Source organism: Ligilactobacillus ubinensis (assembly GCF_024160875.1).
Classification (GTDB): domain Bacteria; phylum Bacillota; class Bacilli; order Lactobacillales; family Lactobacillaceae; genus Ligilactobacillus; species Ligilactobacillus ubinensis.
The window spans coordinates 75,617-102,361 of the sequence record NZ_JAIULA010000005.1; the positions used below are offsets into that span (position 1 = coordinate 75,617).

The window sequence follows — 26,745 nt, forward strand, 5'->3', positions numbered from 1 at the left end:
CATTCATCAACACCAAATGAGAGGCTGAGTTATTTCAGTTTCTCTTTTTATTTTTACAGATATTTAACTTTTTATATTAATCAGTGTATTTCCTTGCTATTTCGGAATACTTTTTACTATAATATCTTAGTAACTTATGAACGGAGGCCGTGAATTTGAAATCTTTTTTTATTGTTGTTAATGAACATGCCAATTCTGGTAAAAGCAAGCAAAATTGGCAGCTTGTTAAATCAACTTTAGATAATCGACAAATCAATTACACTTTCAAAATTACAAATCACGATGCTAAACAAGTAGCTTATTCTTTCGCAAAAAATTTAACTACAGCATCACTTGATGATTACATAGTCATGGTTGTAGGCGGTGATGGAACCTTAAATGATACTATTAATGGATTAAAACATGCTCATCTTTCTAAAGACTTGCCACTATCCTTTATCCCTTCTGGTAATACTAACAGCTTTGCCAAAGGAAGTGGTATTTCTAATAATCCAGCTGAAGCTCTCAACCAAATTCTTATCGCAAAAGATGCTCAATATCTTGATATTGGATGCTTTGAAGAAATTACACATAATAAAAAAGGCTATTTTCTCAACGACTTTGGTATAGGTATTGATGCCTATATTGTCAGTTTGAATACTCATATAGCACATCACACTCTTTTTAAAAAAATGCACCTTGGTTTTTTACCGTACATTTGGAATGTTCTAAAGGCCTATTTCAACCAAGAATCTTTTAATGTTACAGTTCGTGTTGATAATAAGTATGAATTTTATAAACATGCTTTTCTTGTAAATATCGCAAATCATCCTTATTTTAATAAACATATTACACTCTCACCTGAGGCTGATGTCAATGATCACAAACTTGATTTAATTATAGCTGATAATATTAATTTTTTTAATTGTATCTTATTTAGTATTTTTCTTTATTTCAAAAAGCAATTAAAATTGCCATCAGTCTATCACTATAAGAAAAAGGAAATCCACCTTATCATAAACTCACTTGAATTTGGTCAAATAGATGGCGAAGAACAAGGTAATAAGTACTATGACATTTGCTTTAAAGTTTCAAAATATCCATTTTGGTTTTCTACTACCGAATAAAGTACTCCTAAAATTTGAATATATAAAAAATAAGTCTAGAAACTTTTTGAGATACACATCCCAGAAAGTTCTAGACTCATTTTTCATCTCCAAATATTTGGTGCCAAAACTCATTTAATTATGCTATTATTTTACTATTTTAACTCTTAGTGCATAAACATTGCAGGTGTTAATCCTTGCATCCCAATCATTGGATCAATCTTTTGTGAAGTAACCATTTCAATTGTTAATACATTATTACCTTGCTTAACAACTTCTGTCTCAGTTTCAGAGGTTGTTTCATCTGCAACAACAGTTTGCTGATTATCTATCTTTTCAAACACTTCTTGTAGTCTTTTTTTCAAACTCGTTTGTCTATTAAGCGATGCTGTCGTCGCACTCAGCTTAAATGCAGCTTGCTCACCTACTAAAATTAATTTCTTTTTAGCCCGTGTCACCGCTGTATAGAGCAGGTTCCGCGCTAACATTCTCGAAAACTGTAAAACTAATGGAATAATAACTGTTGAAAATTCGCTACCTTGTGCCTTATGTATAGATAAACAATATGCAAGCTTTAAGTTTGACCAGTCCTTGCGTTCAAACGTCACTTCATTTTGATCAAATAAAACAATTAATTGATCTGTCCTCTTTTTTTTAGCATCTGCCTTGTTAATTCCAACTATTTTACCGATATCACCATTAAAAATATTTTGCTCCGGTTTATTAACCAAGTGTAATACACGATCACCAATTCTAAATTTCTGCGTTAAGGTTTTAACCTCTTTTTTCCCAGGGACTAATGGATTAAATTGATTTTGTAAAAGCTCATTTAAAGCATCTATTCCCGCTGGTCCCCGATACATTGGCGAAAGGACTTGAATATCATCGATTTCTACACCTTTTGCTATTGCTATTTGAACAACTCGCTGAATAATTTGTTCGACTTGATTGACTTTACAAGGCAAAAAAGAACGGTCGCTTTGTTTTTGTGAAAAATCTTTTGGTAAAACTCCTTGCTGAATATCATAAGCAAGTGCTGTAATTGTTGAGCCATCTGCCTGCCGATAAATATGCTGTAACTCCTTTTTTGCAAGCACGTCACTTTCTAATAGATCTGAAAAAACTTGTCCTGCTCCAACCGAAGGCAATTGATTCTTATCACCCACAAAAATAACCTGCATTCTTGCTGGAATTGCTTGAATTAAAAGCTGCATTAATTCTGTATCTACCATAGATGTTTCATCAATAATTAACAATTGTCCTGCTAATTCTCTAGTCTCTGTTGGTAATTCTTCATCATGACCTGCAATTCCTAATAATCGATGAATTGTACTAGCTGGCAAGTCCGTCATCTCAGTCATACGTTTAGCTGCTCTACCTGTTGGTGCAGCTAATAGAATAGGAAAATCATCTTGTTGTTTCTCTTTTAAATCAATATCATGCAAAAGAGCAAATGTCTCTACAATCCCACGAATAATTGTTGTTTTGCCAGTTCCCGGTCCTCCAGTCAATAAAAAAACAGGTGAACATAAAGCTGATTTAATCGCTTCTAACTGGTCTTTTCCATAACTTATATTTAATTTTTTTTCTACGTTTCTAATTTTTTTATCAAGCATCTGCTCTTCATTGTCTACCTGAATTTCACTATCCTTAGTTAAACGTAAAAAATCGTGTGCAATGTTTTTTTCTGCATAAAAATATTTTTTTAGATATACGCGATTGTCCTCAGGCATTATCTTTCTAGTACTAGCTAGTTCAATCATCTGATCCGCAATCAAATCCGGGTTAATGGGGACATTTCGACCATCCTCTAAAAATTGCAAAGCATTGGTAACGGTCTGCTCTAAAGTCGCATATGTATTACCCTCATTATCACATGAAACAAACATTGCTTGAAAAATTGCCGCTTGAATTCGTCGTGAATCGTCCGCTGTAAAGCCAAGTTGTTCAGCAATTTGATCCGCTCTAGTAAATCCAATTCCATTTATATCTTGAGCTAATCGATATGGATTTTCATGAATAACATCAAGTGCTCGTTCATGATACTTCGTATAGATTTTATTAGATAAATTACCTGAAAAGCCAAAGCTATTCAATCCGACTATTATCTGTTCCATTCCATTATTTAACCGTAAAGTACTTACAATTACTTCACTTTGTTTAGCGGATATTCCAATTTCTTTCAAACACTCTTCATCAGCTAGAATTTTACTTATTGCATCTATACCCAATTCTTTTACAATTCTTTCAGCTGTTTTTTTACCAATTCCAGAAAAATCACTTCCTGAAAGATAACTGATTAATCCCTCTTTAGTTGTAGCCACTTCGGCTTGATAGGTATCCACATGAAACTGCTCGCCATACGTTGGATGCTTAACAAGATGACCTCTAAAGCGATATAATCCGCCTTCTTTAATATCAGCAAAGTTTCCGACTACAGTCAATTGTTTTTTAGACCATTCCAAGTTTGTTTCCTTAATTTTCACTATCATGACTTTATAAAAATCATCTTGTGAATCAAAAATAACTTGTGTAACTTGACCAACGATATAACTATTCTCATTATTGGTCCGAGGCTCAAATAAATTTAACTCTGTAGCCATAAAGCACCTTACCTTCTTATTCCTTTTTTGTCTGTTTTTTTATGACAAATGTTTCAGCGTCAGTCAAACGTGACTGCATCTTCTTATAATACTTTCCATCAATCTGTTTAACTAGTTTAAAGTATTTATTTGGAATATCTTTATCAATCATAGCAATTATTCCTCGCTGAAACAGTACTGCCACATCTTTAGGTTTAATTTTTAATGCTTGATCATAGTATTGCTTAGCTTGTTCAAAATTACCCATATTCATAAAACAATCACCTACTAACTTAAGTGCATCATCATTTTTTGAATCTTGCTCCTGTTGCGCAGCTGTTAATGCAAAAGCTAAAGCTATTTCATAATTTTCTTGCACGTAGTTTGTTTGAGCTATCATCAAATAGGCATCATTACGCAGTTTTTTGCTTTTTACATTTTTAAATTCAGTAATTGCTTCAGAATATAATTCACTCGCATAATAAACATTCCCTAGTCCATAATGCAAAATATCTGTCTTTTCAGGTGTCTTTGAAAAAGCACTTAATGTTCGTTTGAAAAGTTCCTCAGCTTGCGAGTAGCTCTTCATTTCTGTTAACGCAACCCCTAATTCATAATATGCCTGCACATCATCAGGATTCTCATCAATTTTAGCAATAAGTAACTTAATTGCAGTTTGTGCCTTTTCTTTTTGTTCTTCACGCTTTTTCAATTTCTTACCTTCTCACTTTATACCATATCACTATCATTAAGAGCACGTACTAAATAATCGTGTTTATTCCATGCAGAACATTTGAAATTTTGACCATCTAGTGTGGTTAAAATAGTTGTGCTAGTATTGTTTAATCCACCTACAGCTCGTATTTGCTCCAAAGGTATTCCCATTAAATGCCGTATTTCAGCACATAAAGCCGCTCCATGACTAACTATCAAAACATTTTCATTTGGATATCGTTTACAAATAGCTTTTATCTTGGGTGTCATTCGCGCAAAAACTTCTTCAAATGATTCCCCAGCTATTTTACTAGCATCATATTTCTCAGGATGGTTTCTAAATGCATCAACTTCCTTTGGATAAAGTCGCTCACAGTCACTAAACTTTACTCCTTCCATTTTGCCGAGATTAAACTCTCTAAATGCATCATTTACCTCAAGTGGAATATTCTGATCCAATTTAGCGACAATTGTTTGAGCTGTCACACGGGCCCGCTTAATCGGGCTACTATATGCTTTAACAAAATTAATGGTTTTTAAAAAATCACATAGTTGTTTAATCTCATCAAAACTTTCATCCAATAAAGGTGAGTCTCCCTTTGCTCCTTGGTAACGTCGTTCTAAATTCCATTGTGTCTTACCATGTCTGATAAAATATAACTTAGTCATATTCTAAAACCTCTTTATTATCTCGAACTGAAAAACATCTTCAATTACTTATTCTAATTATCTAGCTAATGTTTATTTTACAAGAAAAATAGCGATTATTCAATTAGCAGTCAGGCCACCTAAATTGAACAATCACTATTTTTTTAATTATCACGGTTAATTACCTGGAAGTAAGGTAATAATGTTGCTTTCGCTTTTTTATAGTCTTTGTCGGAACTAAATGTTAATTGTAAAATACCATCAACTTCTTCTCGTATTTCTAAAATATGAATATTAACTATATTAATTTCAGCTGTAGTTAATAGCGCTGTAACTTTTGCTAATGAGCCTGTTTGATCAGGTATATTTATAAAAAGATCATAGAAATTAGGAACTGCCCCTACCTTTTCCGGTCCAAGTGAATCTCTTTTAACTTTAGCTTGCGCAAAAAAAGTTTGTAATGCTAGCACATCTTTATCTTTTGTTTTGACTACGATGTCCTGTAATGCTTCAATATATTCGTTTAATTGCTTCGTAATCAAATTAGTATTATTTAATAATATTGCTGTCCACATTTCTGGATCTGCTGAAGCTATCCGCGTAATTGACTTAAATCCCCCTGCTGCTAATCGCATTCCTAATGGTTCATCTTTAAAGGCTTCAGACGTTTGATTCACTAAAGCCGATGCAATTACATGTGGAACATGACTCAACTGAGCTACAATCTTATCATGTTGTTTAGCTGTTACTCTAAGCCATTTAGCTTTCGTTTCACTTAATAAATCACGTATCTTCACTACTGCTTCTTCATTATTTTCAGTGGTAATTTGAAAATAAAAAGCATTCTCAAATAGATCTGCACGTCCAGCTTGAACTCCAGTTTTATGTGAGCCTGCCATTGGATGTCCGCCAACAAAACTAATACCTTGCTCGGTTAAAAGTTCTGCGGTTTGAATAACCGTTTGTTTGGTACTCCCAACATCAGTAATAATGACTCCTGGTTTAAGTGGTAATCTTGCCAAACTCTTTATATCTTCTATAATTTGTGTAATTGGGGTTGCTAAAATAATTATATCAGCTTGTGTTGCTTTTTGGAGGTCATCGCATGTTTCATCGATTAAATGTCTTTTTTTTGCATAATCTAAATTACTTAAATTTGAGTCACTTGCACAAATTGTTAGTTTTTCATTTTTTTGTTTTATAGCTCTTACTAGTGAACTTCCAATCAAACCTAATCCTCTGATAAATATATCAGCCATCTAATCACCATCCTTAGTATTTTTTAAAAGTAACTCTAAATCTTCAAAAAAATTAGGGTATGAAACAGCAATAGCAGTTGCATTTTTTAAGGTTAGTTTTGTCCTAACCCTTAATGCAGCTACAGCTAACATCATACCAAGACGATGATCCTTATGACTATCCAACTGCGTATCAACAACTTTCCATTCTTGTGAACCTACAATTTCAAGTCCATCTGGAAATTCAGTTATATCAATCCCAAATTTACGTAATTCCATGGCTACAGTAGCAATTCTATCCGTTTCTTTTACACGTAATTCTTGAGCGCCACTAATTTTGGTCGCCCCATCAGCACAAGCTGCTGCAAGTGCCACTAATGGTAACTCATCGATTAATGCCGGAATATCTTTTGCATCAATTGTAATTGCATGTAATTTGGCGGCTTTAATCCTAATATTACCTATTTTTTCACCCTTATTTTCTACTGGTGTAACTGTAATATCTGCCCCCATCTTACGTAGCGCCTCTAAAATTCCAGTGCGTGTAGGATTTAAGTTAACATTAGTTAATGTGATGTCAGAGTTATCTATAATTGTTGCGGCGACCATAAAAAATGCGGCTGAAGACATATCTCCTGGAACAATAACATGTTGTCCTATTAGCTTTGGTTTAGGCTGTACTGTGATTGTCCGCTGATCAGCTGCCGTTTTAATTTGTCCGCCAAACTGATTTATCATTATTTCTGTATGATTGCGTGTCGGTAACTTTTCTATAATTTGAGAAGGTTCATCCGCCATTAAACTTGCAAAAATCAGTGCACTCTTTACTTGCGCACTTGCAACATTCAATTTGACAGTACTAGCTCTTACTTCTCCACCATAAATCTTTGCGGGCAACGTCCCTTGCTCGGTTGTTTCAACACGCACACCTAATTTAGCTAACGGCTCACTAACACGGCGCATTGGTCTTTTTTGAAGAGAACTATCCCCCACTAAAGTTGTGGTAAAATTCGTTCCAGCTAACAAGCCCATCAATAAACGGGTTGTTGTCCCCGAATTTCCCATATCTAGTGGTTTTTGTGGTTTTTTAAACGCGCTTCTCCCTGCACTACGGATAATTACTGTTGTGTTTGTGCGCGTAATTTCAACACCTAAAGCACGTAAAGCTTCTAATGTACTTAGACAATCTTCACCCGCTAAAAAATGATCAATTGTCGTTTTGCCTTGTGCAATTGCTCCAAGCATCAATGCACGATGTGAAATACTCTTATCACCAGGCACATCCAATTTTCCATGCAAGCCTTGTGTTGGAGCTGTTGCTAATGTCTTCATTCTTCTCTCTTCTTTCCTTTAGACAATTTGATAAACACACCAGATAATTTCAACTGGTAACCGTGCATGAATTACTTCTTTTTTGCTTAATTCCAAAATATTATTTTCATTAGTCAAAACAAATTGACCATCTACTTTATATCTTTGATAAGCTTCATATTTGCTAGCACATGTTATTATTTCATCAGCATCGGGACAAATTTCTTTTAGCAAATCTGCTGTCGCCGCATGTGTATATGCTTTTTTAGTGTTTATTGCACTATTTTCAATGCAGATTAATGGATTTAGCGCAAATATAAAACTATCAATCGTCTTTAATCGTTTTAAATAACGATAATGTAATTGTCCAAAACTTAAATTTCCTAATATTCTTGAGCAAAAAGCAACGGGTATCAAAAAATAATCATCCGTATAATTTGCTAGATTTGCATATATCTCTTCAAAATTAGTATGCAACTCTATTTGTAAAGAATCTTCAATATGGCTTTGTTGATAAAACTTAGCAGCCTGATAACTATCTGTTTTTTTAGGTCCTAAAGTATGCAATTTCTTCAATAATCTTTAACCTCTTGCCGATATGCTGCAAATTGTTCCTTTAACCGTTCCATATTACTTGCCTCGAATGTATCTAAAATTGCTTTAACTAGTTCAATTGCTACTACATTTTCGACAATAACAGAGGCTGCTACAATTGCCGTTGTATCGGAACGCTCAACATTTGCTTTTTTTATTTCTTTAGTATTTACATCAACTGTTTGTAATGGTTTATATAAAGTTGGAATAGGTTTTTTGACAACATTAATTATAATCGGCATCCCATTAGTCATCCCGCCTTCAAAGCCACCTAGATGATTACTTAGTCTCTTCCAGCCTTGCTCTTTTGACCATGTTATTTCATCCATCACTTCACTACCTAATTTTCCACCTAATTCAAAACCATCACCAAAACTAACACCCTTCATTGCGTTAATTCCAACAACTGCAGCAGCTATTTTAGCATCTAATTTTGTATCCCAGCTAACATAGCTTCCTAACCCTGCAGGTACATTTTCAGCTACTACACGAATAACACCACCCAAGGTATCTCCAGCTCGTTTAGTTTTATCGATTAGGTCATGCATCTTTAGAACTGTTTGCTTGTCTAAAACACGCATATCATTTTGATTTATTTGCGCACTGATTTGTTCAACATCTAAAGGCTTTTCTTCTATTTTAATAGAACCTAACTGTTGTACATAGCCAACAATCTTGATATCTAATTGCGCTAATAACTGTTCGCAAATATTTCCAATTGCTACTCTCATTGCAGTTTCACGTGCTGATGAACGTTCTAAAATATTACGCAAATCACGTTGTCGGTATTTAATGCCCCCAACTAAGTCCGCATGTCCAGGCCGTGGTTTTTCTACTTTACGTAATGTATTTTCTGGCGTTGCCGCTGTTGTTGGATTCATAATCTTGCTCCAATTAGAATGATCATTATTTTTAATAACTAAAGCTAGTGGCGAACCCAACGTTACGCCATGTCGTAAGCCACCAACAACTTCAACAACATCATTTTCAATTTTTTGTCTATTGCCGCGACCATATCCACCTTGACGACTACGTAAAGCATTATTAATCTTTTCACTGTCTATCTTTAATCCTGCAGGTAATCCCGAAATAACCCCTGTTAATTGCGGGCCATGCGATTCTCCAGCTGTTACATAATCCATACTTTTTAATCCTCCTTGTGTGCTTTTTGAAAAGCACGTGCTTCTTGCATAATTGTTTGATATATCTCACTTAAATAGGGTATATATTCGGAATCCGTACTATGATTAGCCACATTTTCTAATACCTGTCTTTCACGTTTCTCATCTAATATTGATTTTTCTGCTTTTTCCTTAAGCCTACCAACCCTTTTCACTGCATCTAATCTTTCACATAGCAGTTTCGTGATTTGTTCGTCTAATTGCGTTATTTCATGACGTACCTGTGCAAGTTCCTGCATTATTTATCCTCTTTTCCTTGTCTAATAGCAGTCCACATTATAATAACTAATCCCAAGCTTATTATACCAATAATAATGTTGAAACTAAAAGCTGCCGTTATACTTTTTTTAGAAAGCCAACCTGTTATTATTGGAATTGTAAACGAGGCAATACTTCCAAAAAAGTAAAATACCCCCGTAATCATTCCCTTCATTTGAGGATAAACTTTCATAAACAGCGTCAATCCTGTCTGCATAACCCCACCAGCAGCTGAAAAACCAAATAGCAAACTTGCAAAAAAGATAAAAGTTGTATTTTTGGTTATCATCATCATTACTAAAGCAACTAATGCTAAAAAATTTAATGTAATTAACAATATACTTTCTTTAGCATTATGTTTTAACAATGCATATAAAACAAGAACACCCACTATTGAACCAATACTATACAAGGATAAAATAAAATGTGCAGTTACATTCCCTAAATTTAGTTCATTTTGTGCATATAAACTAATCCACTGTGTATATAGAATCATTAATGCCATTGAGGTATAGCCATATAGAACTAGTGCCAGTGTTAATATTGTTTTACGTGCCTTAGATAAATCATGGCCTACTGAATTACTTGTCACCTGATCGATATTTGCTTTGGGAAATTTTAAACTAAATAGATTGATAGCATTCAAAACAATTAATGCTGCCATACAGATAAACGACCAACCAAACCATAATGAATTAGTTTCAAGCGAAGCTACAATTAAGGGTAAAATAAATTCTCCTGCTGACATAAATGCTTTTATTAGTATGGTTCCTTGACCCTTTCCATCATTCATTTCAACTAATGTTGTATATGTTCCAGCATCTAATGCCGAATTAGCTACCCCAGCTAAAATTGCAAATATATATCCAATCTGAGGTGAAGGAGATAACAATATCCCTATTGCAAAAAGTAAATAACATATCATTCCTAAGTAAACAAAGAATTTACGACTTATTTTATCAGCTAAAAAACCGGTAATTAGATATGCTAATAATCTTCCTATACCTACACCTGAAATAACGTAAGACACTGTCGCAAGTGGCGTATTCCACACTCCACTTAATTCTTTCATATTTTGTGCTAAAATAATTAATCCAAAGCCGTGAATAAAATAATTTATGTATAACCCTATGGATAATCGTCGTTTATTAATTTCGCTTTTTTCTGCTACTACTTGCATTATTCTTTCCTCCTACATAAAATATATAAAAAAACCAGCTATACCAACACCCTTGTGTTAATCTAACTGGCTTTTGTAAAATTCATTCAAGAAGAAAAAACTCGCATGCACTTTTCAGTTAGATTAACCTGCTGTAAGGTTTGTATCTAACCGAGCACTTAAAATAAACCCTGCTTAGATACGAACATGATTGTCCGTAACTAATTAGGTTAACGGACACTAGCTAAAATAAGCAAAGCCCCAAAAATATTCATATTGTGCGCGTAGTGCTACATATTGCATAATCTTTCTTCCCTTCGTATGTGATTGATATTATTAAACCATGCTTAAAAAAAATAGTCAATAGTTTATTCTTTTTTTCATATTATTAATAATATTTCATTTTAATCTAATTAATTCATTTCTATATTCGAACCCGACACGATTCATCCACTCTTTCAGCTACCATTCGCCCTTCATGAATCCCCCATATCACTAGACTAGGGCCACGTCGTGCATCACCGGCTACATAAACTTGATCATCATCTGTCGTATAATCATCGTTAATAGTTTCTACCCCAAAAGCCTCCAAAAACTTTTTCTCAGCACCTAAAAAGCCCATTGCTAATATTACTATATCAACTGCTTGCTTTTTTTCAGTACCTGCTACCGGTTTAAATAATTGCACCTTACTTGTTGTCATCGACTGCAAAATATTATTTTCGCCTTCAAAGCCAATTGCCGTCATTTCATATTGTGTTATGTTATTTTTAAAAAGATATTCTGCTTCTTCTTGACCATATCCTGTTTTTGCAACCATTGGCCATTGTGGCCAGGGATTCGTTGCAGTTCTTTTTTCAGGAGGCCGTCTTGTTATTTCAAGTTGTTTGACATCAGCAGCCCCTTGGCGGATAGCTGTAGCAATACAATCATTACCTGTATCTCCTCCTCCAATTACAACTACTTTTTTCCCAGCTAAAGATTTTGTTGCTTTAGTTCCTTCCTGCAATACATTTTTAGTTGCTAAAGTCAGAAATTCAACTGCTTGATAAATTCCTTTTAATTCACGGCCTGGTGTATCAAGCTCCCTTGGTGCACGTGCTCCAATTGCAAGGACTACCCGTTGATAATTAGTCTTTAACTCTTCTGCTGTAATATCAATGCCAACAGTTGTATTGAGAATAAATTTAATTCCTACTTCTTTCATAACTGCAATTCTGCGTGCAACAATCTTTTTAGGTAATTTCATATTGGGTATACCATACATGGTAAAACCACCAGGATGGTCATCTCGTTCATATACTGTAACATCATAGCCTAATTGATTTAAACGCCATGCACAGGATAATCCAGCTGGGCCTGAACCTACAACTGCTATCTTAATGCTATTGCGCTTAACTGGTAAGCCACTTTCTTTAACCCAATTATTTTTAAATCCTTGTTCAATAATGAAGCGTTCATTATTTCGAATCGTTACCCCTTTCCCATTCAAGGCCTCATTACATGAAACTTCACAAGGTGCAGGGCATACACGACCCGTAAATTCAGGTAGTGGATTGGTAGATGTTAATCTTTGAAAAGCTGCTTTATCCTCATTTCTATATACTAAATCATTCCACTCTGGAATAAGGTTGTCATTAGGACAACCGCCAACAGCACGTCCACCCGCATAAAAAAAGCCAGCATGACAATGCGGAACACCACAATTCATACATCGTGCTGCTTGTTTTCTTCGCTCCTCAACCGATAATACATTTTCCATTTCTTCAAAATCTTTGATTCGCTCACCAACCGTTCTGTAAGGGTTGTTGATCCGAGGATATTTCATAAAACCAAATGGATCTGCCATCTTGTCTTCCTCCCTTTCCTTACTCTGCTAATGTTGGTGTTGCACCAATCATCATTTCAAATGCTTTTTCACTTAATTGATCTTTAGGTGTCCCTTTTTTATTCAGCTTAACCATCAAATCAGTAATATATCGATACTCTTTTGGATATACCTTTACAAAATCTGCTTGTTTTGTTGACCAATCATCTAAAATCATCTTAGCTTTATCTGAGCCTGTATATTTAACATGCTTTTCCAGTAAGTCAACTAATTCACTGTCGTCACCTTGCTCGTTTAATTTAAACAGTTCAATCATTTCCATATTACATTTTTGAGCAAATTCACCATCTGGATCATAGACGTAAGCTAATCCACCTGACATTCCTGCTCCAAAATTATGTCCTGTTTTTCCTAAAACGACTGCAATACCACCAGTCATATACTCGCAACCATGGTCTCCTATCCCTTCAGCTACCACTTTTGCTCCTGAATTACGGACACAAAAACGTTCACCAGCACGTCCATTAAAATATGCCTCACCAGCAGTTGCACCAAAACAAGCAACATTACCAACAATTTGGGCTTCACTATATAGTTTTTTAGCTTTAGGCGGTGCTTGTACTACTAATAACCCACCACTAAGGCCCTTGCCAACATAATCATTAGCTTCACCAATAAGTTTTAATTCTAAACCTTGTGTAATAAAAGCCCCGAAACTTTGCCCAGCAACGCCTGTATATTCGTATCTTAATCTCGCTTCTGAGATACCACTATTACCATATCTTTGTGCAATCCAACCACCCATACGTGAGCCAGCAGCACGCACAACATTATTAATTGGTTTTTTAACAATAAAACTCTTCTTTTGTTTAATTGCAGTTTCTGCAAATACATTTAAATCAGGCCACTGATATTTAGGTGCAAATGGATCACTTGATTTTCTTTGAATGCCAATAGATGTAGCTAAAATTCTTGAAAAATCAAGAGATTTTGCTTTTCCTTTTGCTACATAACGAGCATGTAAGTGTTCTGTATGTCCAACCAATTCATCAACTGTGCGATAACCTAAGTGCGCCATTTCTTCACGCAAATCTTGGGCCAAAAACTGCATACAATTCTTAACATGCTCTGGTTTACCCAAGAAAAGTTTACGCAAATTTGGGTTTTGGGTGGCTATACCTGTAGGACACGTATTTTGGCTACAAACCCGCATCATAATACAGCCAATAGATACTAGAACTAATGAAGCAAAACTAAATTCCTCTGCCCCTAACATAATTGCAATTGCAATATCTCTACCTGTCATTAACTTACCATCAGTTTCAAGCACTGTACGTTGACGTAAGTTATTTAGAGCCAATGTCTGATGTGCTTCAGCTAATCCCATTTCCCATGGTAATCCTGCATCGCGAATTGATGTTCTAGGAGCAGCACCTGTCCCACCATCGTAGCCACTAATAACAACTTTATCAGCACCACATTTAACCACACCAGTTGTAATAGTACCTACACCGGTGCTTGAAACTAATTTGACTGTGATTGCTGCAAACGGATTAACTTGCTTCAAGTCGTAAATCAATTGCTTTAAATCTTCAATTGAATAAATATCATGATGAGGCGGCGGTGAGATTAAACGTACTCCTGGTACAGAGCCACGAATTTCCGCTACCCAGGGGAAGTTTTTTGCTCCCGGTAATTGTCCTCCTTCACCTGGTTTGGCACCTTGAGCGACTTTAATTTGAATTTCTTCTGCACTCATTAAATACTCTGTATTTACACCAAAGCGCCCTGAAGCAACTTGTTTAATTTTACTGTTCACATTATGTCCATTAGCCCCTGGCTTAAATCGATTACGATTCTCCCCACCTTCACCGCTATTACTTTTACCACCTAATTCATTCATTGCTTGTGCAATGCATTCATGAGCTTCTTTAGAAAGCGAGCCAAAACTCATTGCACCCGATTTGAAACGTTTAACAATTTGACTAACTGGCTCAACTTCGCTTAACGGAACTGTTGTTTTACTTTCAGCTATATCCCACATTGCTCTAAGAGTTGTTGGCCTTTCATGCTCTTCTTTATGCATTAAATTTGAGTATTCTTTATACAAAGAATAATCACCACTACGAACAGCTTGTTGGAACTTATACATTGTTAAAGGATTATATAAATGATGTTCACCTTTGCTTCTATACTTAAAACTACCACCTGATGCTAAAGCATCTTTAGCTCTAGCTCCAAATGCACGATGATACCTTGCCAAATACTCTTCTTCGATTTGATCTAATGACAGACCACCAATTCTACTTTCTGTACCTGTGAAATATTTGTCAACAACATCCTTTGATAAGCCAACAGCTTCAAATAATTGTGCCCCTTGATACCCAACAATAGTAGAAATCCCCATTCTACTCATAATCTTAATAATTCCATTTAAAGCCGCTTTACGATAAACATCAATTTTCTCACTTAGACTATTGTATTCAAGCGTCGCGTATACTCCATATGGATGAATAGCTGATGCACCATAACCCAATAAAGTTGCATAATGATGTGTCTCGCAAGCTTCTCCGGTATCTACTAAAATAGATGCCAGTTCTCTTTTGCCTTTACGGACTAAATAATTATTCAATCCAGACACTGCTAATAATACAGGAATAATCAAATCATCACTTGTTGCACCACGATCACTCAAAATAATTATGTTAGCCCCAGCATCAATTTTACCTTCAGTATCTTTAAATAAATCATCTAAGGCCTGTTCCAAACGATGCGGTCTATTAACATTGCTATAACACATAGAAACAAGTTCTGACTTGAATCCGTTCTTACCATTTAAATGCCTAATTTTTTCATAGCTAGCTGAACTTAAAATAGGTGAATCCAATTTAATTTTTTTTGCATTTATTGAAGTATCTTTAGTAATTTCACCATCGCGACCCAAGAACATCTCTGTTCCAATTACCAACTCTTCACGAATAGCATCGATCGGCGGATTGGTTACTTGTGCAAATTGTTGCTTAAAATAAGTAAATAAAGATTGAGGTTTATCACTTAAAACAGCTAATGGTGAATCAAAACCCATTGAAAGAACAGGTTCTGATCCATTTTTTGCCATCGGTAAAATTGCATCCCGAATAATATCTTCTGTATATCCATGACGTCGCCATAAAATCTGGAGCGCATGCTCTGACAAATTTTCTACTACATCAGCTTCTGGTAAATTTGCTAGCGTTAATTGCTTTTCTTTTAACCATCTTTGATATGGATGAAGCTTGGCATAATGCTCTTTTAATTCGCTATTATGGTAAATTTTACCCTTAGAAGTGTCCACTAGTAACATCTCTGCAGGTCCTAAAATTCCTTTTTCAAGAACATCTTCAGGATTTACATCATAAACACCTGATTCAGATGCAGCTACTAGAATATTTCCCTTCATAAGTACATATCTAGATGGTCGCAATCCATTTCGATCCAAAGTTGCACCAACTTGAATACCATCCGTAAAACACAGTGCAGCAGGTCCATCCCATGGAGCCACAAAACTAGAATTATATTCATCAAAAGCAGCTTGCTCAGCTGGTAAATGCATCGCATCGCTCCATGCTTCTGGAATCATCATCATTAGAATTTGAGGAATATCACGGCCATTGCGGTATAGATACTCCATACAATTTTCTAACTTAGCTGAATCCGAATCATCTTCATTATAAATTTCAACATTATGACTAACCATCCAATTTTCGGCACGTTTTAACGTATTTATCTCTCCATTATGGGCGATGAATCTAAATGGTTGTGCCCGTTCCCAGCTTGGAAAAGTATTAGTCGAAAAGCGTGAATGAATTAACGCAATCGAAGACGCCATTTTTTCATGATGTAAATCTGGATAAAATTGGCCAACTTGATACGCGTGCAACATTCCTTTATAGCAAATAGTCCGACTAGACAAACTTACAATGGCAAATTCATTAGCAGAAAATGTCTTTTCAAGCTTACGTCTTAAATCATATAATGCATCTTCAAAGAGACGACCTTTTTTAATATCTGCAGGTTTATTTAAAATAACTTGTACAAATCCTGGCATGGCCTTTTGAGCTGTTGGTCCACAATTTTCATATACATATGGCACGTCACGTGTTGCTATAATATTATAACCATGACGGTTGATTTCATCCGTTACTGAGCGCAACATCGCCTTTTTTTCATTTTCTTGTTGTGAGACAAATAGCATCGCTACTGCATAATTGCCTAGCGATGGAAATTTTTTTATTCCCATTTCTTTAGCATAATTTTGAAAAAAAGCATCCGGCATCGCTAATAGAATTCCTGCTCCATCACCAGTATCTGGTTCTGCACCTGTTCCACCACGATGATTCATCCTACTTAACATAACTAGGGCACGTTCAACTAATTCATGACTCGCTTTTCCATCAATTTGAGTAATGAAACCCATCCCACAAGCATCATGCTCGAGAGACGGAGTATACATTGTTTTGGTTTTATCAATCATTTTCTTCCCACCTCATGATAGTATCTAGCTAACATCTCTACTTTTATTAATATAAAATAAAAGTAATTTAACTTTAATCTAATTTTAGAGATAGATTTATCAAAACACAAGACATTTACTTAGCCTTAGATAAATTTGAATAGTCATATATCTTTTATTCCTTTAGATGCATATAAAACCATATATAGCGATAAAATAGCATCTATAACAACTCATGTAAGCATAATAAATTATAATTATAATAAAAATACACTATACTAATTAGATTTTGTATCTAATTTAATATAGTGTATTTTTAATTTTTGAACGTTAATAGATTTTTAATTAAACATATTGTAATTGTTTTTCTTCTTGATAAGCATGGTCAATTGTACCACTTCCCAAACACTCCTCGCCATCATAAAAAACGACTTCCTGTCCCGGGGTAATAGCGCGCACTGGTTCATCAAAAATAACATCTACTTTAGAGTAATCATCATTAAATTTTACAGTTACACCACTGTCTTTTTGGCGATATCTAAACTTTGCTGTACAGTGAAAGTCGTAACCACGCTCTGTAATAGGTGCAATGAAACTTAATTTTGTTGCATCAAGACTAGTAGCATACAAATGCTCATTATGATATCCTTGCCCCACAAGCAAAGTGTTCGTTTTAAGATCTTTTCCAACAACAAACCATGGATCATTACTCTTAGCGTCACCGCCAATACCTAATCCACGCCGTTGTCCGATTGTATAATTCATTAAACCATAATGTTCGCCCTTGTATTCACCGGCAATTGTCATCATTTTTCCAGGTTGGGCAGGTAAAAATTCATTTAAAAACTTACTGAAATTTCTCTCACCAATAAAACAGATTCCAGTTGAATCTTTCTTCTCGGCTGTAGCTAAGCCGATTTCTTTGGCAATCTTTCGAACTTCCTTTTTATTCATATCACCGATTGGAAAAAGAACTCTTTGTAATTGTTCTTGAGACAATTGACTTAAAAAATATGTTTGATCTTTATTCTCATCCGCACCACGTAGTAAATGAACTGTACCATCTTCACTTCGCTTTAATTGTGCATAATGTCCCATCGCAATATAATCTGCATCTAACTTCATTGCGTAATCAAGAAAGGCTTTAAATTTAACTTCTTTATTACACATAATATCTGGGTTAGGGGTTCTACCTTGCTTATATTCATCAAGAAAATAAGTAAATACCCGATCCCAATATTCTTTTTCAAAATTCACAGAATAATATGGAATTCCAATTTGATTAGCAACCTTAGCAACGTCTTGGTAATCTTCCGTTACTGTACAAACGCCACTATCATTTTCTTCATCCCAGTTTTTCATAAAGACACCAATAACATCGTATCCTTGTTGTTTAAGCAAATATGCACAAACAGATGAATCAACGCCACCACTCATCCCTACAACAACCCGAATTTGACTTTTGTCTTTCATTTTAACTCACCATCATTTCATAAAGATTCTGAACCCACGATTTGAAGGTCGTTTTATCCAGTAAATGCTATTATACTTACAATTTAATTTCTGTGCAAGTTCAATGGTTTATTTCTCTTCAATGACAAGAATATTGTGCTCTTGTAAATCTTTTATAATATATTCTAGTTGCGTAATTTTTTTCTCAGCATCATTTGCTTTAAAAATATTAACTTCTTTTAATCCATTAGCTGTAACTGTCGCCATTTTAAAATTATGTAAATCATTTTGTACAACCATTTTAAATTTAAAACTTTGATTAATGGGCATCCGTGGATCTAAGCTACGTTCAAGTTGAAATTTCCCATTTTTGGACTCTATAAAACCAACATCCCTTAATGAATAACGTTTGATATTATCCGCTAATTTATATACTTGATTCATCCCTAGAACTTTTGCTGCTTTTGTATATGCCATTTCACCCTTACCTTCCTATTTTTTTATAATCTTAGCTAATAAAGCTATTGTTTCATCAATTTGAGCTGCTGTATTTGTTATCCCAAAGCTAAACCGTAACGATTCTCCCACTCGCGGACTATCTGTGCCATACATTGCACTTAATACATGCGAAGGCTCTAACGATCCAGCGGTACATGCTGATCCTGCTGCAGCTGAAATACCACCTAAATCCAAATTTGTTAATAAAACGTCACTTCGACAACCTTTAAACCAGATACTTAAAACATGTGGTAACTCATCAGCATTGACTTTACCGTTCACTTCAAAAGCTATCTTATTAGTTTCTAGTCCTGTAATTAATTGTTGCTTAAATTCCATATATTTTTTTCGATGATCAGCTTTATCACGATTTGCTAATAGAACTGCTTGTGCAAATCCAGCAATTGCTGGTACATTTTCTGTTCCAGCGCGTCTTTTTAATTCCTGATCACCACCCTTTAAAAGCGACTCAAAATGTAAGCCTTTACGCTGATATAAAAAGCCCATATACTTGGGACCATTTAATTTGTGGGCTGAAGTCGAGAGCATATCTATCTTATCAGCTTGGACATCTATATCTAAAATTCCGTATGTTTGCACGCAGTCAGTATGAAACCATGCATTTGAATTAGCAACGATTTGGCCAATTTCATGAATAGGCATGTGACTTCCTACTTCATTGTTTCCCATCATAACTGAAACTAAAATCGTATCTTCTCGCAAGTTTCTTTTTAAATCTTCAAGAGATATTTCACCATTCTCATCAACTGGCAAATAAGTAACCTCAAACCCTTCACGCTCTAAATATGCCATTGGTTTCAAAACTGCTTCGTGTTCAATTGCAGTGGTAATAATATGACGACCTTCATTTTTACGTGCTAATGCTGTTTGAATAATTGCTGTATTATCACTTTCAGTTCCACCGCTTGTAAATATAATCTCGTTATCAGCAGTCGCATTAATCGACTTGGCAATTATATGACGACTATCATCTAAAACCTTACGTGCTTGTCTTCCATAAAAATTTATTGCAGAGGCATTTCCAAAAACATTTGTCATCGTCTCTGTCATTTTTTCGATAACGCTTGTTGCCATTGGCGTCGTGCCTGCATTATCAAGATAAATGTTATCCACTTTTCTTACCTCTCAATTCTAACTATACTAAAAAATTTAAAATCATTTGTGCCGATTGCTTACCTGCATCAATAATAAATTCATCAAATGTTTGACCTGCATTCTCATCTCCCACATCTGACATTGCTCTTACAACAAGATATGGTATTTTAAACTGATAAGCTACTTGGGCGACCGCTGCACCTTCCATTTCACAACACATTGCATCAGGATAAATTTCTTTAATTTCTTTAATTTTACTTGCTGATGCAACAAATTGATCACCAGTTACAATTAATCCTGGCTTAACAACTAAACCTGTTTTCTTAGCAGCTATGCTCACCGCACCTATTAGCTCTTCATCGGCAGGAAAAATTTGGGGTTGTTGCGGTAACTGTCCAGGTTTATATCCAAAAACAGTTGCGTTTGCATCATGATACGCTGCTCCTGTTGAAAGAACTAAATCTCCTACATGTAGTCCTTGTCCAATTCCACCGGCAGAACCTGAATTAATGACTGCATCCACTTTAAATTGAGTAACTAATAGAGCAGTTGTCACTCCTGCTTGAACTTTACCAATCCCTGATCTCACCAAAACAACCTCTTTGCTACTAATTTTACCCACATAAAATTCCATATTAGCAATGGTTATACTTTTTGCTTCTTCTAAATGTGCACGTAATCCCTTTATTTCTTCTTCCATTGCACAAATAATTCCATATTTCACTTGATATCACCCTTTGTAAAATTAAAAATTTATAAAACGCATAAAAAGTAGCACAAATAGTAACATAACTATCAAAGCTGCGATTATATAATTAAGTTTTCGTTTTAAATGTGTTATTTTTTCTTGTTCTAGTGACTGCTTTTGTTCTTCACGTGCTTTCGTACGACTAATTGGTTCAGCTTCTTCTTTTCTATCTGTATTTTTAGAACGTCGAGAAAAGTTTTGATCTGTCATTCAAATTACCTCTACTATTTCATCATCTGCCACAGCATAATCGCAATTAATGTCTTACTATCACAAATGGTACCATTAGCAATTTGTTCTTGCACCTCTTTTATGGTTAATTCTTCCAGTTGCAAAAACTCATCCTCATCCTGTGGTAACTTAGTTTTAGCTACATGTAATCCACTAGCATGATATAGATACATTTTTTCATCCGCAAAACCAGGTGATGTATAAAACTCATTAACGCGTTCTAACGTGTCTGCTGTAAATCGTGTTTCTTCATTTAATTCACGTACAGCCGTTTGATCGGGATGTTCGCCTTTTTCAATTTTACCAGCAGGTATCTCCAAAGTAATCTTTCTAAGTGGTGCACGCCATTGTCTAATTAACACAATTTTTTCTTCAGGTGTAATTGCGACTATCCCAACAGCTCCTGGATGGCGTATTATTTCCCGCGTGGCCTTTTCATTATTTGGCAAAACAACGGTTTCTAAATCAAGTTTAACAAAATTTCCTTCATAGAGATGCTTAATATCTGTTACTTTTTCTTCAAATTCCATTTTACTCACCTTATTATATCTATTTGACTATTGAGTTTACAAAACCTTGATATGCCGCTTGTTCTTTTGTCGCTTTCCAAACTGCACTAGTAAATATACCCTCTAATGCTTGTTCTTGCACTAATTCAACATGCGCAACAAATGTCGCATTTCCTATTAAAGACATCCAATAGTTTCCGTTGTTATATTGATGTACTTTTGTTTTTACCATTCCCCCTGGATTAACCACTTGAATTTCTTGTTCTAATCCAGTTTGATCTGTGTGGAGCAAAACATACATTAAACTTGAAGCAGACATTGCTGTTCCACAAGCATTTGTATATCCAACTCCACGTTCATATGTTCGGACGAAGATTTTATTTGATGCTAAAACTTCAACAAAGCTTACATTAACACCATCTGGAAAAATTGAATTCTTACCGTCGTTTAAATAACTAGCTATTCGACCCAATTCATTTCCAATTAAAGTTGTATGATCCACAAATGCAATTAAATGTGGATTAGGTACTGCTACAGCTGAAAATTTTATCTTATCTGATAAAGTTGGAATGAAATCATTGATTAACTTATCTTGACCGACATGCATCAACAAATCCTTAGCGTCAAAACTAACAGGTGAAATTTCCGCATCAAATGCTGGAACATTTGGAGCAAAAGCCGTAACTTTTTTTATAGCTAAATCTGCATACATTGTCTCTACTTTAAAATTTTCAATTCCCTTTTTTTCACTTAAATATCTAGCAACTGTTCTGATACCGTTTCCACACATGCTAGCTTCACTACCATCTGCATTGATTACTCGCATCTTTCCCGCAACTGATGCATTATGTCCTTTGGTTACAAATAAAATACCATCTGCACCACCATGCAACCCGTTTTTACGATCACAAACTTTCTGTGCTAACTTTCTTAATTCAGCTTCTGTTAAAGGTTGTTCCAAATTGTCTTGATCTAAAATAAAAAAATCATTATTAGAGCCGTGCACTTTTAACATTTCCATCCTAGCTACCTCGTTTTTATATTATATCTGAATATTACCACTTTCTACATCTTAACAAAAAATTTTTTAAGTGTGAAGTAATCTTCCTTTAAAAATCAGCCCGACTTAGCCATTTCACCAATATATTAGATTCGACACCAAAAAAGCAATTCCTTTCAAGCTTAACTATGAAAGACCAGTTAATTAAAACCATGTCTTTAGACTAGTACACTCAAAAGGAATTACCTTTTTTATATTTTATAACAACATCTTAATGCTATTCTGTTAAGCCTTCTTGACTTGCTTCTGGATAATTTTCCCGTACAATAGTTGCACAATGCCCACATAGATTACTAAATGTTTCATCTACACCTATATCAGTCTTAATCATCCGACAGCGTGGACAAACTTCACCTTGTGCATGTTCAACTTTAACTGATACAGTATCAAATTTTAAAGCATCAGCTGGTGTCTTCGATGCTGGGAGAATATCAAGCGCAGAAACAATTAAGTTTTGGCGAATATTAGTTGCTAATTGGTCTAACTCTTCTTTTACACCATCTGAAACATACAGTGTAACATGTGCTTCAAATGATTTTCCTATCAATTTATTGTTTCTTGCTTCTTCAAGTGCTTTTAAAACATTTGAACGAATATGCATGAAACGACTCCAACTTTCAACTAATTTTCCTTCGCCAGCATAATGATCAACAGTAGGCATTTCAGCTAATTGAACAAATTCTTCTGGCTCTTTCAAATATTGCCATAATTCCTCTGTTGTGTGTGGTAATACTGGTGTCATTAACTTAGTTAAACGAACCGCAACATCATATAAAACTGTTTGCATCGATCTGCGTGCCAAACTATTCTCAGCTTCAATATAAACAACATCTTTAGCTATATCAAGGTAAAAGGCAGATAGATCTGTAGATAAGAAATTGATTAATTTCTTATAAACATTCATAAAATCATAATTTGCATAAGAATCCAAAATATCTTTAGTAAATTGATTAGTCAATACAAGCATATATTTATCTAAGGATTCTAATTCATCATACGCAACCATATCCTTTTTAGGATCAAAATCAGTTGTATTTGCAAGTAAAAAGCGCATTGTATTTCTAAACTTACGATAACTTTCTGAAATTTGATTAAAACTCTCCATTGAAACTCTAACATCTGCTGAAGAATCAACACTTAATACCCAGAGACGAATAATTTCAGCACCCATTTTCTTGATTACTTGATCTGGTACGATGGTATTTCCTAAAGATTTACTCATCTTACGGCCTTTACCGTCTAATGTGAATCCTTGCGATAAAATTTGCTTATATGGCGCATGTCCTGATACCGCTACACTTGTAATTAAGCTTGAATTAAACCAACCACGATATTGATCAGAACCTTCAAGATACATATTAGAAGGATAGGTCAAATAATCTCGTTGTGCTAATACACCTTGGTGAGACGAGCCAGAATCAAACCAAACATCCATAATATCTGTTTCTTTTGTAAATATTCCATTTGGTGAGTGTTCGCTTGTAAAACCAGCTGGCAATAAGTCTTTAGCTTCACGTTCAAACCAAATATTTGAGCCGTTCTTTTCAAATAAGTCCGCAACATGATCAATTGTTTCCTTTGTCATAATTGCTTCTCCATCTTCACCATAGAAAATAGGTAGCGGTACGCCCCAAACACGTTGACGTGAAATTACCCAATCGCCACGGTCACGAATCATGTTATAAAGACGTTTTTTACCCCAAGAAGGGAAGAAAGTTACTTCGTCAATTGCTCCTAAAATTTCATCTCGAATTTTATCAACAGATGCAAACCATTGTGGTGTTGCTCTAAAAATGATTGGTTTCTTTGTTCGCCAATCAAACGGGTAGCTGTGTTCATAATCCATTTGCTTTAATAACACACCAGCTTCATTCAATTTCTTTAAAGAAATCTCATTAGCATCCTCATAAAAGACTCCAGCAAAATCCTTGCCTGTATCTTCAGTGAGATATCCCTTATCATCTACAGGTACATAAATATCTAATCCATATTGTTTACCTACATTAAAATCATCTTCCCCAAAACCAGGTGCTGTATGTACTAAACCAGTACCTGCATCAAGAGTAACAAAATCACCAATCATGGTTACTAACTTTCGTTCTGGATAAAAAGGATGTTGTGTTAAGATATTTTCAAGTTCTGCACCTTTTACAACTTTTAATTCTTTAACATTTTCCCAACCAAACAATTCCGCATTAGCTGCAACTAATTCTGAAGCTAAAACGTATTTTTTGTCATCATTAGCTGGTTGTACTACAGAATAGTTGAAATTTGCATCAATTGTAATTCCTTCAGAAGCTGGAATTGTCCAAGGTGTTGTCGTCCAAACAACCATATAAGTATCTGTATCTAAAACACCTTTTCCATCAACAACCTTTTCTCCATAAAAAGCAGATGGAGACGTTACATCATGATATTCTACTTCAGCTTCCGCTAATGCTGATTCAGATGACCATGACCAGAAAACAGGTTTTTTACCCTTATATATCAATCCACGTTCTGCCATCTTTCCGAAAACACGAATTTGTTGAGCTTCATATTCTGGAAATAGCGTGAGATATGGATTATCCCATTCTCCTGCTACACCTAAACGTTTAAAATCAGCTTTTTGCTTATCAACTTGTTTTAAAGCATATTCGTAACATTTTTTTCTAAAGTCAACCGTTGACATTGCTTTACGGTTAACCCCAGCTTTTTTCAATTGTTGTTCAATTGGCAATCCATGTGTATCCCATCCAGGAACATATGGTGAACGAAATCCCATCATCGATTTTGAACGAACAATAAAATCCTTGGTTATTTTATTCAATGCATGTCCCATATGAATGTTACCATTTGCATAAGGAGGACCATCATGCAAAACAAAAGTTGGTTTACCTTCATTTAGCTTTTGTCTTTGCTCATAAACTTTATTTTCTTCCCATTGGTTCTCACGTTCTAATTCTCTCACAGGTAAATTCCCACGCATTGGAAACTTAGTTTTACCAAGATTCAATGTATCTTTAACTCGCATATTAAACGCTCCTTCATAAAAATTTTTCAGAATAATACAAAAAAGACCTCGTCACAAGGGACGAGATCTTTCGTGGTACCACCCAATTTAAAAACTTATTAATACTAATAAATTTCACTTTAATAATTGATAACGGTAATAAACCGACTACACCTACTTAAATTTCAGCCTAGCACAAAACGAAGATGATAAATAAATACTCATTAATTGTCAACCTTGCACCATCTATTGACTCGCTGTTATCATAACTATCTATTCGTGTTCTTCTATACTTTAATTATTGATAAATACATTATCTGCAAAATGATCACCATCTGAATCCTCAGATGAATCTGGAAAAATAACTACGGTCTCATTGCCATTTTCAGCTTCTGCTTTTGAAGCTACTGCTGGTGTTGAGAATGCATCGTTATTACCATCTGACACTGATTGTACTTCTGATTCATATTCGTTGTCAAGCGTTTCATCATGCCGAATTGCATCTTGAATTTCTTCATAACTGCTTGTTTGACCACGCTTTAAGATTTCATCCCATTCACTACCCTTAACAACTTCTAGTTGGGATTCCATCATTACTTGAAGTTTCTGACGGAAAATACGAGCTTGTTTACGCAAATCATCAGTTTCAAGAGCCAATTTTTTAGCTTTTTTGGAAGATTCTTCTAGGATGTGGCGTGCTTTTTCATTAGCTTGATCAATAATGTCTTGCCCTTGTTTCTGTGCTTCACGATTAATTATTTCCGCTTCACGTTGTGAGTTAGCTTTGACTTTATCAGCAGCTTCTTGTGCAACAATAATAGATTGATTTAGCGAGTCCTTTAAATCATTAAAATATTTGAGCTTTTCTTGACTTTGTTGTAAACTGTCATTTAAATGATCGTTTTCTTTTAATGCCATTTCATAATCTTTTATCACTTGATCCAAAAAGTCATTGACTTCATCTTGATCATAACCACGCAGTTTCACATGAAATTCCTTATTATGAATATCTAAAGGGGTTAATGCCATGTCCCCAACACCTCCAAATT

The 26,745-nt window shown here is 34.9% G+C and carries 21 protein-coding genes; 1 reads left to right on the forward strand and 20 read right to left on the reverse strand.

Annotation, left to right across the window (positions count from 1 at the left end; genetic code table 11):
• Positions 1-155: 155 nt before the first annotated feature.
• Complete coding sequence (locus tag LB941_RS03835; protein ID WP_253359617.1) at positions 156-1,106, forward strand: diacylglycerol/lipid kinase family protein; 951 nt, start codon at positions 156-158, stop codon at positions 1,104-1,106.
• Positions 1,107-1,252: 146 nt separating this feature from the next.
• Here the strand turns inward: LB941_RS03835 and recD2 are convergent, their stop codons facing one another.
• From recD2 to LB941_RS03935, 20 genes are all read right to left on the reverse strand, one after another.
• Positions 1,253-3,688, reverse strand: a complete 2,436-nt coding sequence (gene recD2 / locus LB941_RS03840) for an SF1B family DNA helicase RecD2 (protein WP_253359619.1) — start codon at positions 3,686-3,688, stop codon at positions 1,253-1,255.
• Between the two features lie 16 nt (positions 3,689-3,704).
• A complete protein-coding gene (locus LB941_RS03845; RefSeq protein ID WP_253359621.1) occupies positions 3,705-4,379 on the reverse strand; it encodes a tetratricopeptide repeat protein in 675 nt (224 codons plus the stop codon).
• 17 nt (positions 4,380-4,396) lie between these two features.
• The gene (locus tag LB941_RS03850; RefSeq protein WP_253359623.1) at positions 4,397-5,050 is read right to left on the reverse strand and encodes a histidine phosphatase family protein; all 654 of its coding nucleotides are present in this window, start codon (positions 5,048-5,050) and stop codon (positions 4,397-4,399) included.
• Positions 5,051-5,193: 143 nt separating this feature from the next.
• Positions 5,194-6,288 carry a prephenate dehydrogenase gene (locus LB941_RS03855; RefSeq protein ID WP_253359625.1) on the reverse strand — a complete coding sequence of 365 codons (1,095 nt, stop codon included), beginning with the start codon at positions 6,286-6,288 and terminating at the stop codon, positions 5,194-5,196.
• On the reverse strand, positions 6,289-7,599 hold the full coding sequence (gene aroA / locus LB941_RS03860; RefSeq protein ID WP_253359627.1) for a 3-phosphoshikimate 1-carboxyvinyltransferase: 1,311 nt from the start codon (positions 7,597-7,599) through the stop codon (positions 6,289-6,291).
• An 18-nt stretch (positions 7,600-7,617) separates the two neighbouring features.
• The gene (locus tag LB941_RS03865; protein WP_253359629.1) at positions 7,618-8,154 is read right to left on the reverse strand and encodes a hypothetical protein; all 537 of its coding nucleotides are present in this window, start codon (positions 8,152-8,154) and stop codon (positions 7,618-7,620) included.
• Positions 8,151-9,314, reverse strand: a complete 1,164-nt coding sequence (aroC, locus tag LB941_RS03870) for a chorismate synthase (RefSeq protein WP_253359631.1) — start codon at positions 9,312-9,314, stop codon at positions 8,151-8,153. Before aroC ends, LB941_RS03865 begins: the two co-directional genes overlap by 4 nt.
• Before the next feature lie 5 nt (positions 9,315-9,319).
• Positions 9,320-9,592, reverse strand: coding sequence for a chorismate mutase (locus LB941_RS03875; RefSeq protein WP_253359633.1), 273 nt, complete (start codon positions 9,590-9,592; stop codon positions 9,320-9,322).
• The gene (locus LB941_RS03880) at positions 9,592-10,791 is read right to left on the reverse strand and encodes an MFS transporter (RefSeq protein ID WP_253359634.1); all 1,200 of its coding nucleotides are present in this window, start codon (positions 10,789-10,791) and stop codon (positions 9,592-9,594) included. The genes LB941_RS03875 and LB941_RS03880 overlap by 1 nt, the downstream gene beginning before the upstream one ends.
• Positions 10,792-11,194: 403 nt before the next feature.
• Positions 11,195-12,619, reverse strand: a complete 1,425-nt coding sequence (locus LB941_RS03885; RefSeq protein ID WP_253359635.1) for a glutamate synthase subunit beta — start codon at positions 12,617-12,619, stop codon at positions 11,195-11,197.
• 19 nt (positions 12,620-12,638) lie between these two features.
• Positions 12,639-17,111 carry a glutamate synthase large subunit gene (gene gltB, locus LB941_RS03890; protein WP_253359636.1) on the reverse strand — a complete coding sequence of 1,491 codons (4,473 nt, stop codon included), beginning with the start codon at positions 17,109-17,111 and terminating at the stop codon, positions 12,639-12,641.
• 324 nt (positions 17,112-17,435) lie between these two features.
• Positions 17,436-18,563, reverse strand: coding sequence for a tRNA 2-thiouridine(34) synthase MnmA (gene mnmA / locus LB941_RS03895; RefSeq protein ID WP_253359637.1), 1,128 nt, complete (start codon positions 18,561-18,563; stop codon positions 17,436-17,438).
• 108 nt (positions 18,564-18,671) lie between these two features.
• The gene (locus LB941_RS03900) at positions 18,672-19,019 is read right to left on the reverse strand and encodes a DUF1831 domain-containing protein (RefSeq protein WP_253359638.1); all 348 of its coding nucleotides are present in this window, start codon (positions 19,017-19,019) and stop codon (positions 18,672-18,674) included.
• A gap of 15 nt (positions 19,020-19,034) precedes the next feature.
• Positions 19,035-20,174 carry a cysteine desulfurase family protein gene (locus LB941_RS03905; protein ID WP_253359639.1) on the reverse strand — a complete coding sequence of 380 codons (1,140 nt, stop codon included), beginning with the start codon at positions 20,172-20,174 and terminating at the stop codon, positions 19,035-19,037.
• A 22-nt stretch (positions 20,175-20,196) separates the two neighbouring features.
• Positions 20,197-20,880 carry a 5'-methylthioadenosine/adenosylhomocysteine nucleosidase gene (locus LB941_RS03910; protein WP_253359641.1) on the reverse strand — a complete coding sequence of 228 codons (684 nt, stop codon included), beginning with the start codon at positions 20,878-20,880 and terminating at the stop codon, positions 20,197-20,199.
• Positions 20,881-20,901: 21 nt separating this feature from the next.
• Positions 20,902-21,114, reverse strand: a complete 213-nt coding sequence (locus LB941_RS03915; RefSeq protein WP_253359644.1) for a hypothetical protein — start codon at positions 21,112-21,114, stop codon at positions 20,902-20,904.
• A gap of 14 nt (positions 21,115-21,128) precedes the next feature.
• Complete coding sequence (locus LB941_RS03920) at positions 21,129-21,665, reverse strand: NUDIX hydrolase (protein WP_253359646.1); 537 nt, start codon at positions 21,663-21,665, stop codon at positions 21,129-21,131.
• A gap of 19 nt (positions 21,666-21,684) precedes the next feature.
• Entirely contained in the window at positions 21,685-22,665 is a 981-nt protein-coding gene (gene dapF / locus LB941_RS03925) for a diaminopimelate epimerase (protein ID WP_253359648.1), read from the reverse strand.
• Positions 22,666-22,921: 256 nt separating this feature from the next.
• Complete coding sequence (gene ileS / locus LB941_RS03930) at positions 22,922-25,717, reverse strand: isoleucine--tRNA ligase (RefSeq protein WP_253359650.1); 2,796 nt, start codon at positions 25,715-25,717, stop codon at positions 22,922-22,924.
• Between the two features lie 273 nt (positions 25,718-25,990).
• Positions 25,991-26,725 (reverse strand): DivIVA domain-containing protein, encoded by a 735-nt coding sequence (locus LB941_RS03935; protein ID WP_253359652.1) that lies wholly within the window; start codon positions 26,723-26,725, stop codon positions 25,991-25,993.
• Positions 26,726-26,745: the final 20 nt, after the last annotated feature.

Coding starts and splice junctions, on each gene's coding strand:
- recD2 (WP_253359619.1), bottom strand. CDS start 3,688: ATGGCTACAGAGTTAAATTTATTTGAGCCTCGGACCAATAATGAGAAT.
- LB941_RS03900 (WP_253359638.1), bottom strand. CDS start 19,019: ATGGCATATACAAAAGCAGCAAAAGTTCTAGGGATGAATCAAGTATAT.
- LB941_RS03915 (WP_253359644.1), bottom strand. CDS start 21,114: ATGACAGATCAAAACTTTTCTCGACGTTCTAAAAATACAGATAGAAAA.
- LB941_RS03855 (WP_253359625.1), bottom strand. CDS start 6,288: ATGGCTGATATATTTATCAGAGGATTAGGTTTGATTGGAAGTTCACTA.
- LB941_RS03850 (WP_253359623.1), bottom strand. CDS start 5,050: ATGACTAAGTTATATTTTATCAGACATGGTAAGACACAATGGAATTTA.
- ileS (WP_253359650.1), bottom strand. CDS start 25,717: ATGCGAGTTAAAGATACATTGAATCTTGGTAAAACTAAGTTTCCAATG.
- gltB (WP_253359636.1), bottom strand. CDS start 17,111: ATGATTGATAAAACCAAAACAATGTATACTCCGTCTCTCGAGCATGAT.
- aroC (WP_253359631.1), bottom strand. CDS start 9,314: ATGGATTATGTAACAGCTGGAGAATCGCATGGCCCGCAATTAACAGGG.
- LB941_RS03885 (WP_253359635.1), bottom strand. CDS start 12,619: ATGGCAGATCCATTTGGTTTTATGAAATATCCTCGGATCAACAACCCT.
- aroA (WP_253359627.1), bottom strand. CDS start 7,599: ATGAAGACATTAGCAACAGCTCCAACACAAGGCTTGCATGGAAAATTG.
- LB941_RS03875 (WP_253359633.1), bottom strand. CDS start 9,592: ATGCAGGAACTTGCACAGGTACGTCATGAAATAACGCAATTAGACGAA.
- LB941_RS03920 (WP_253359646.1), bottom strand. CDS start 21,665: ATGGAATTTGAAGAAAAAGTAACAGATATTAAGCATCTCTATGAAGGA.
- dapF (WP_253359648.1), bottom strand. CDS start 22,665: ATGGAAATGTTAAAAGTGCACGGCTCTAATAATGATTTTTTTATTTTA.
- LB941_RS03935 (WP_253359652.1), bottom strand. CDS start 26,725: ATGGCATTAACCCCTTTAGATATTCATAATAAGGAATTTCATGTGAAA.
- mnmA (WP_253359637.1), bottom strand. CDS start 18,563: ATGAAAGACAAAAGTCAAATTCGGGTTGTTGTAGGGATGAGTGGTGGC.
- LB941_RS03880 (WP_253359634.1), bottom strand. CDS start 10,791: ATGCAAGTAGTAGCAGAAAAAAGCGAAATTAATAAACGACGATTATCC.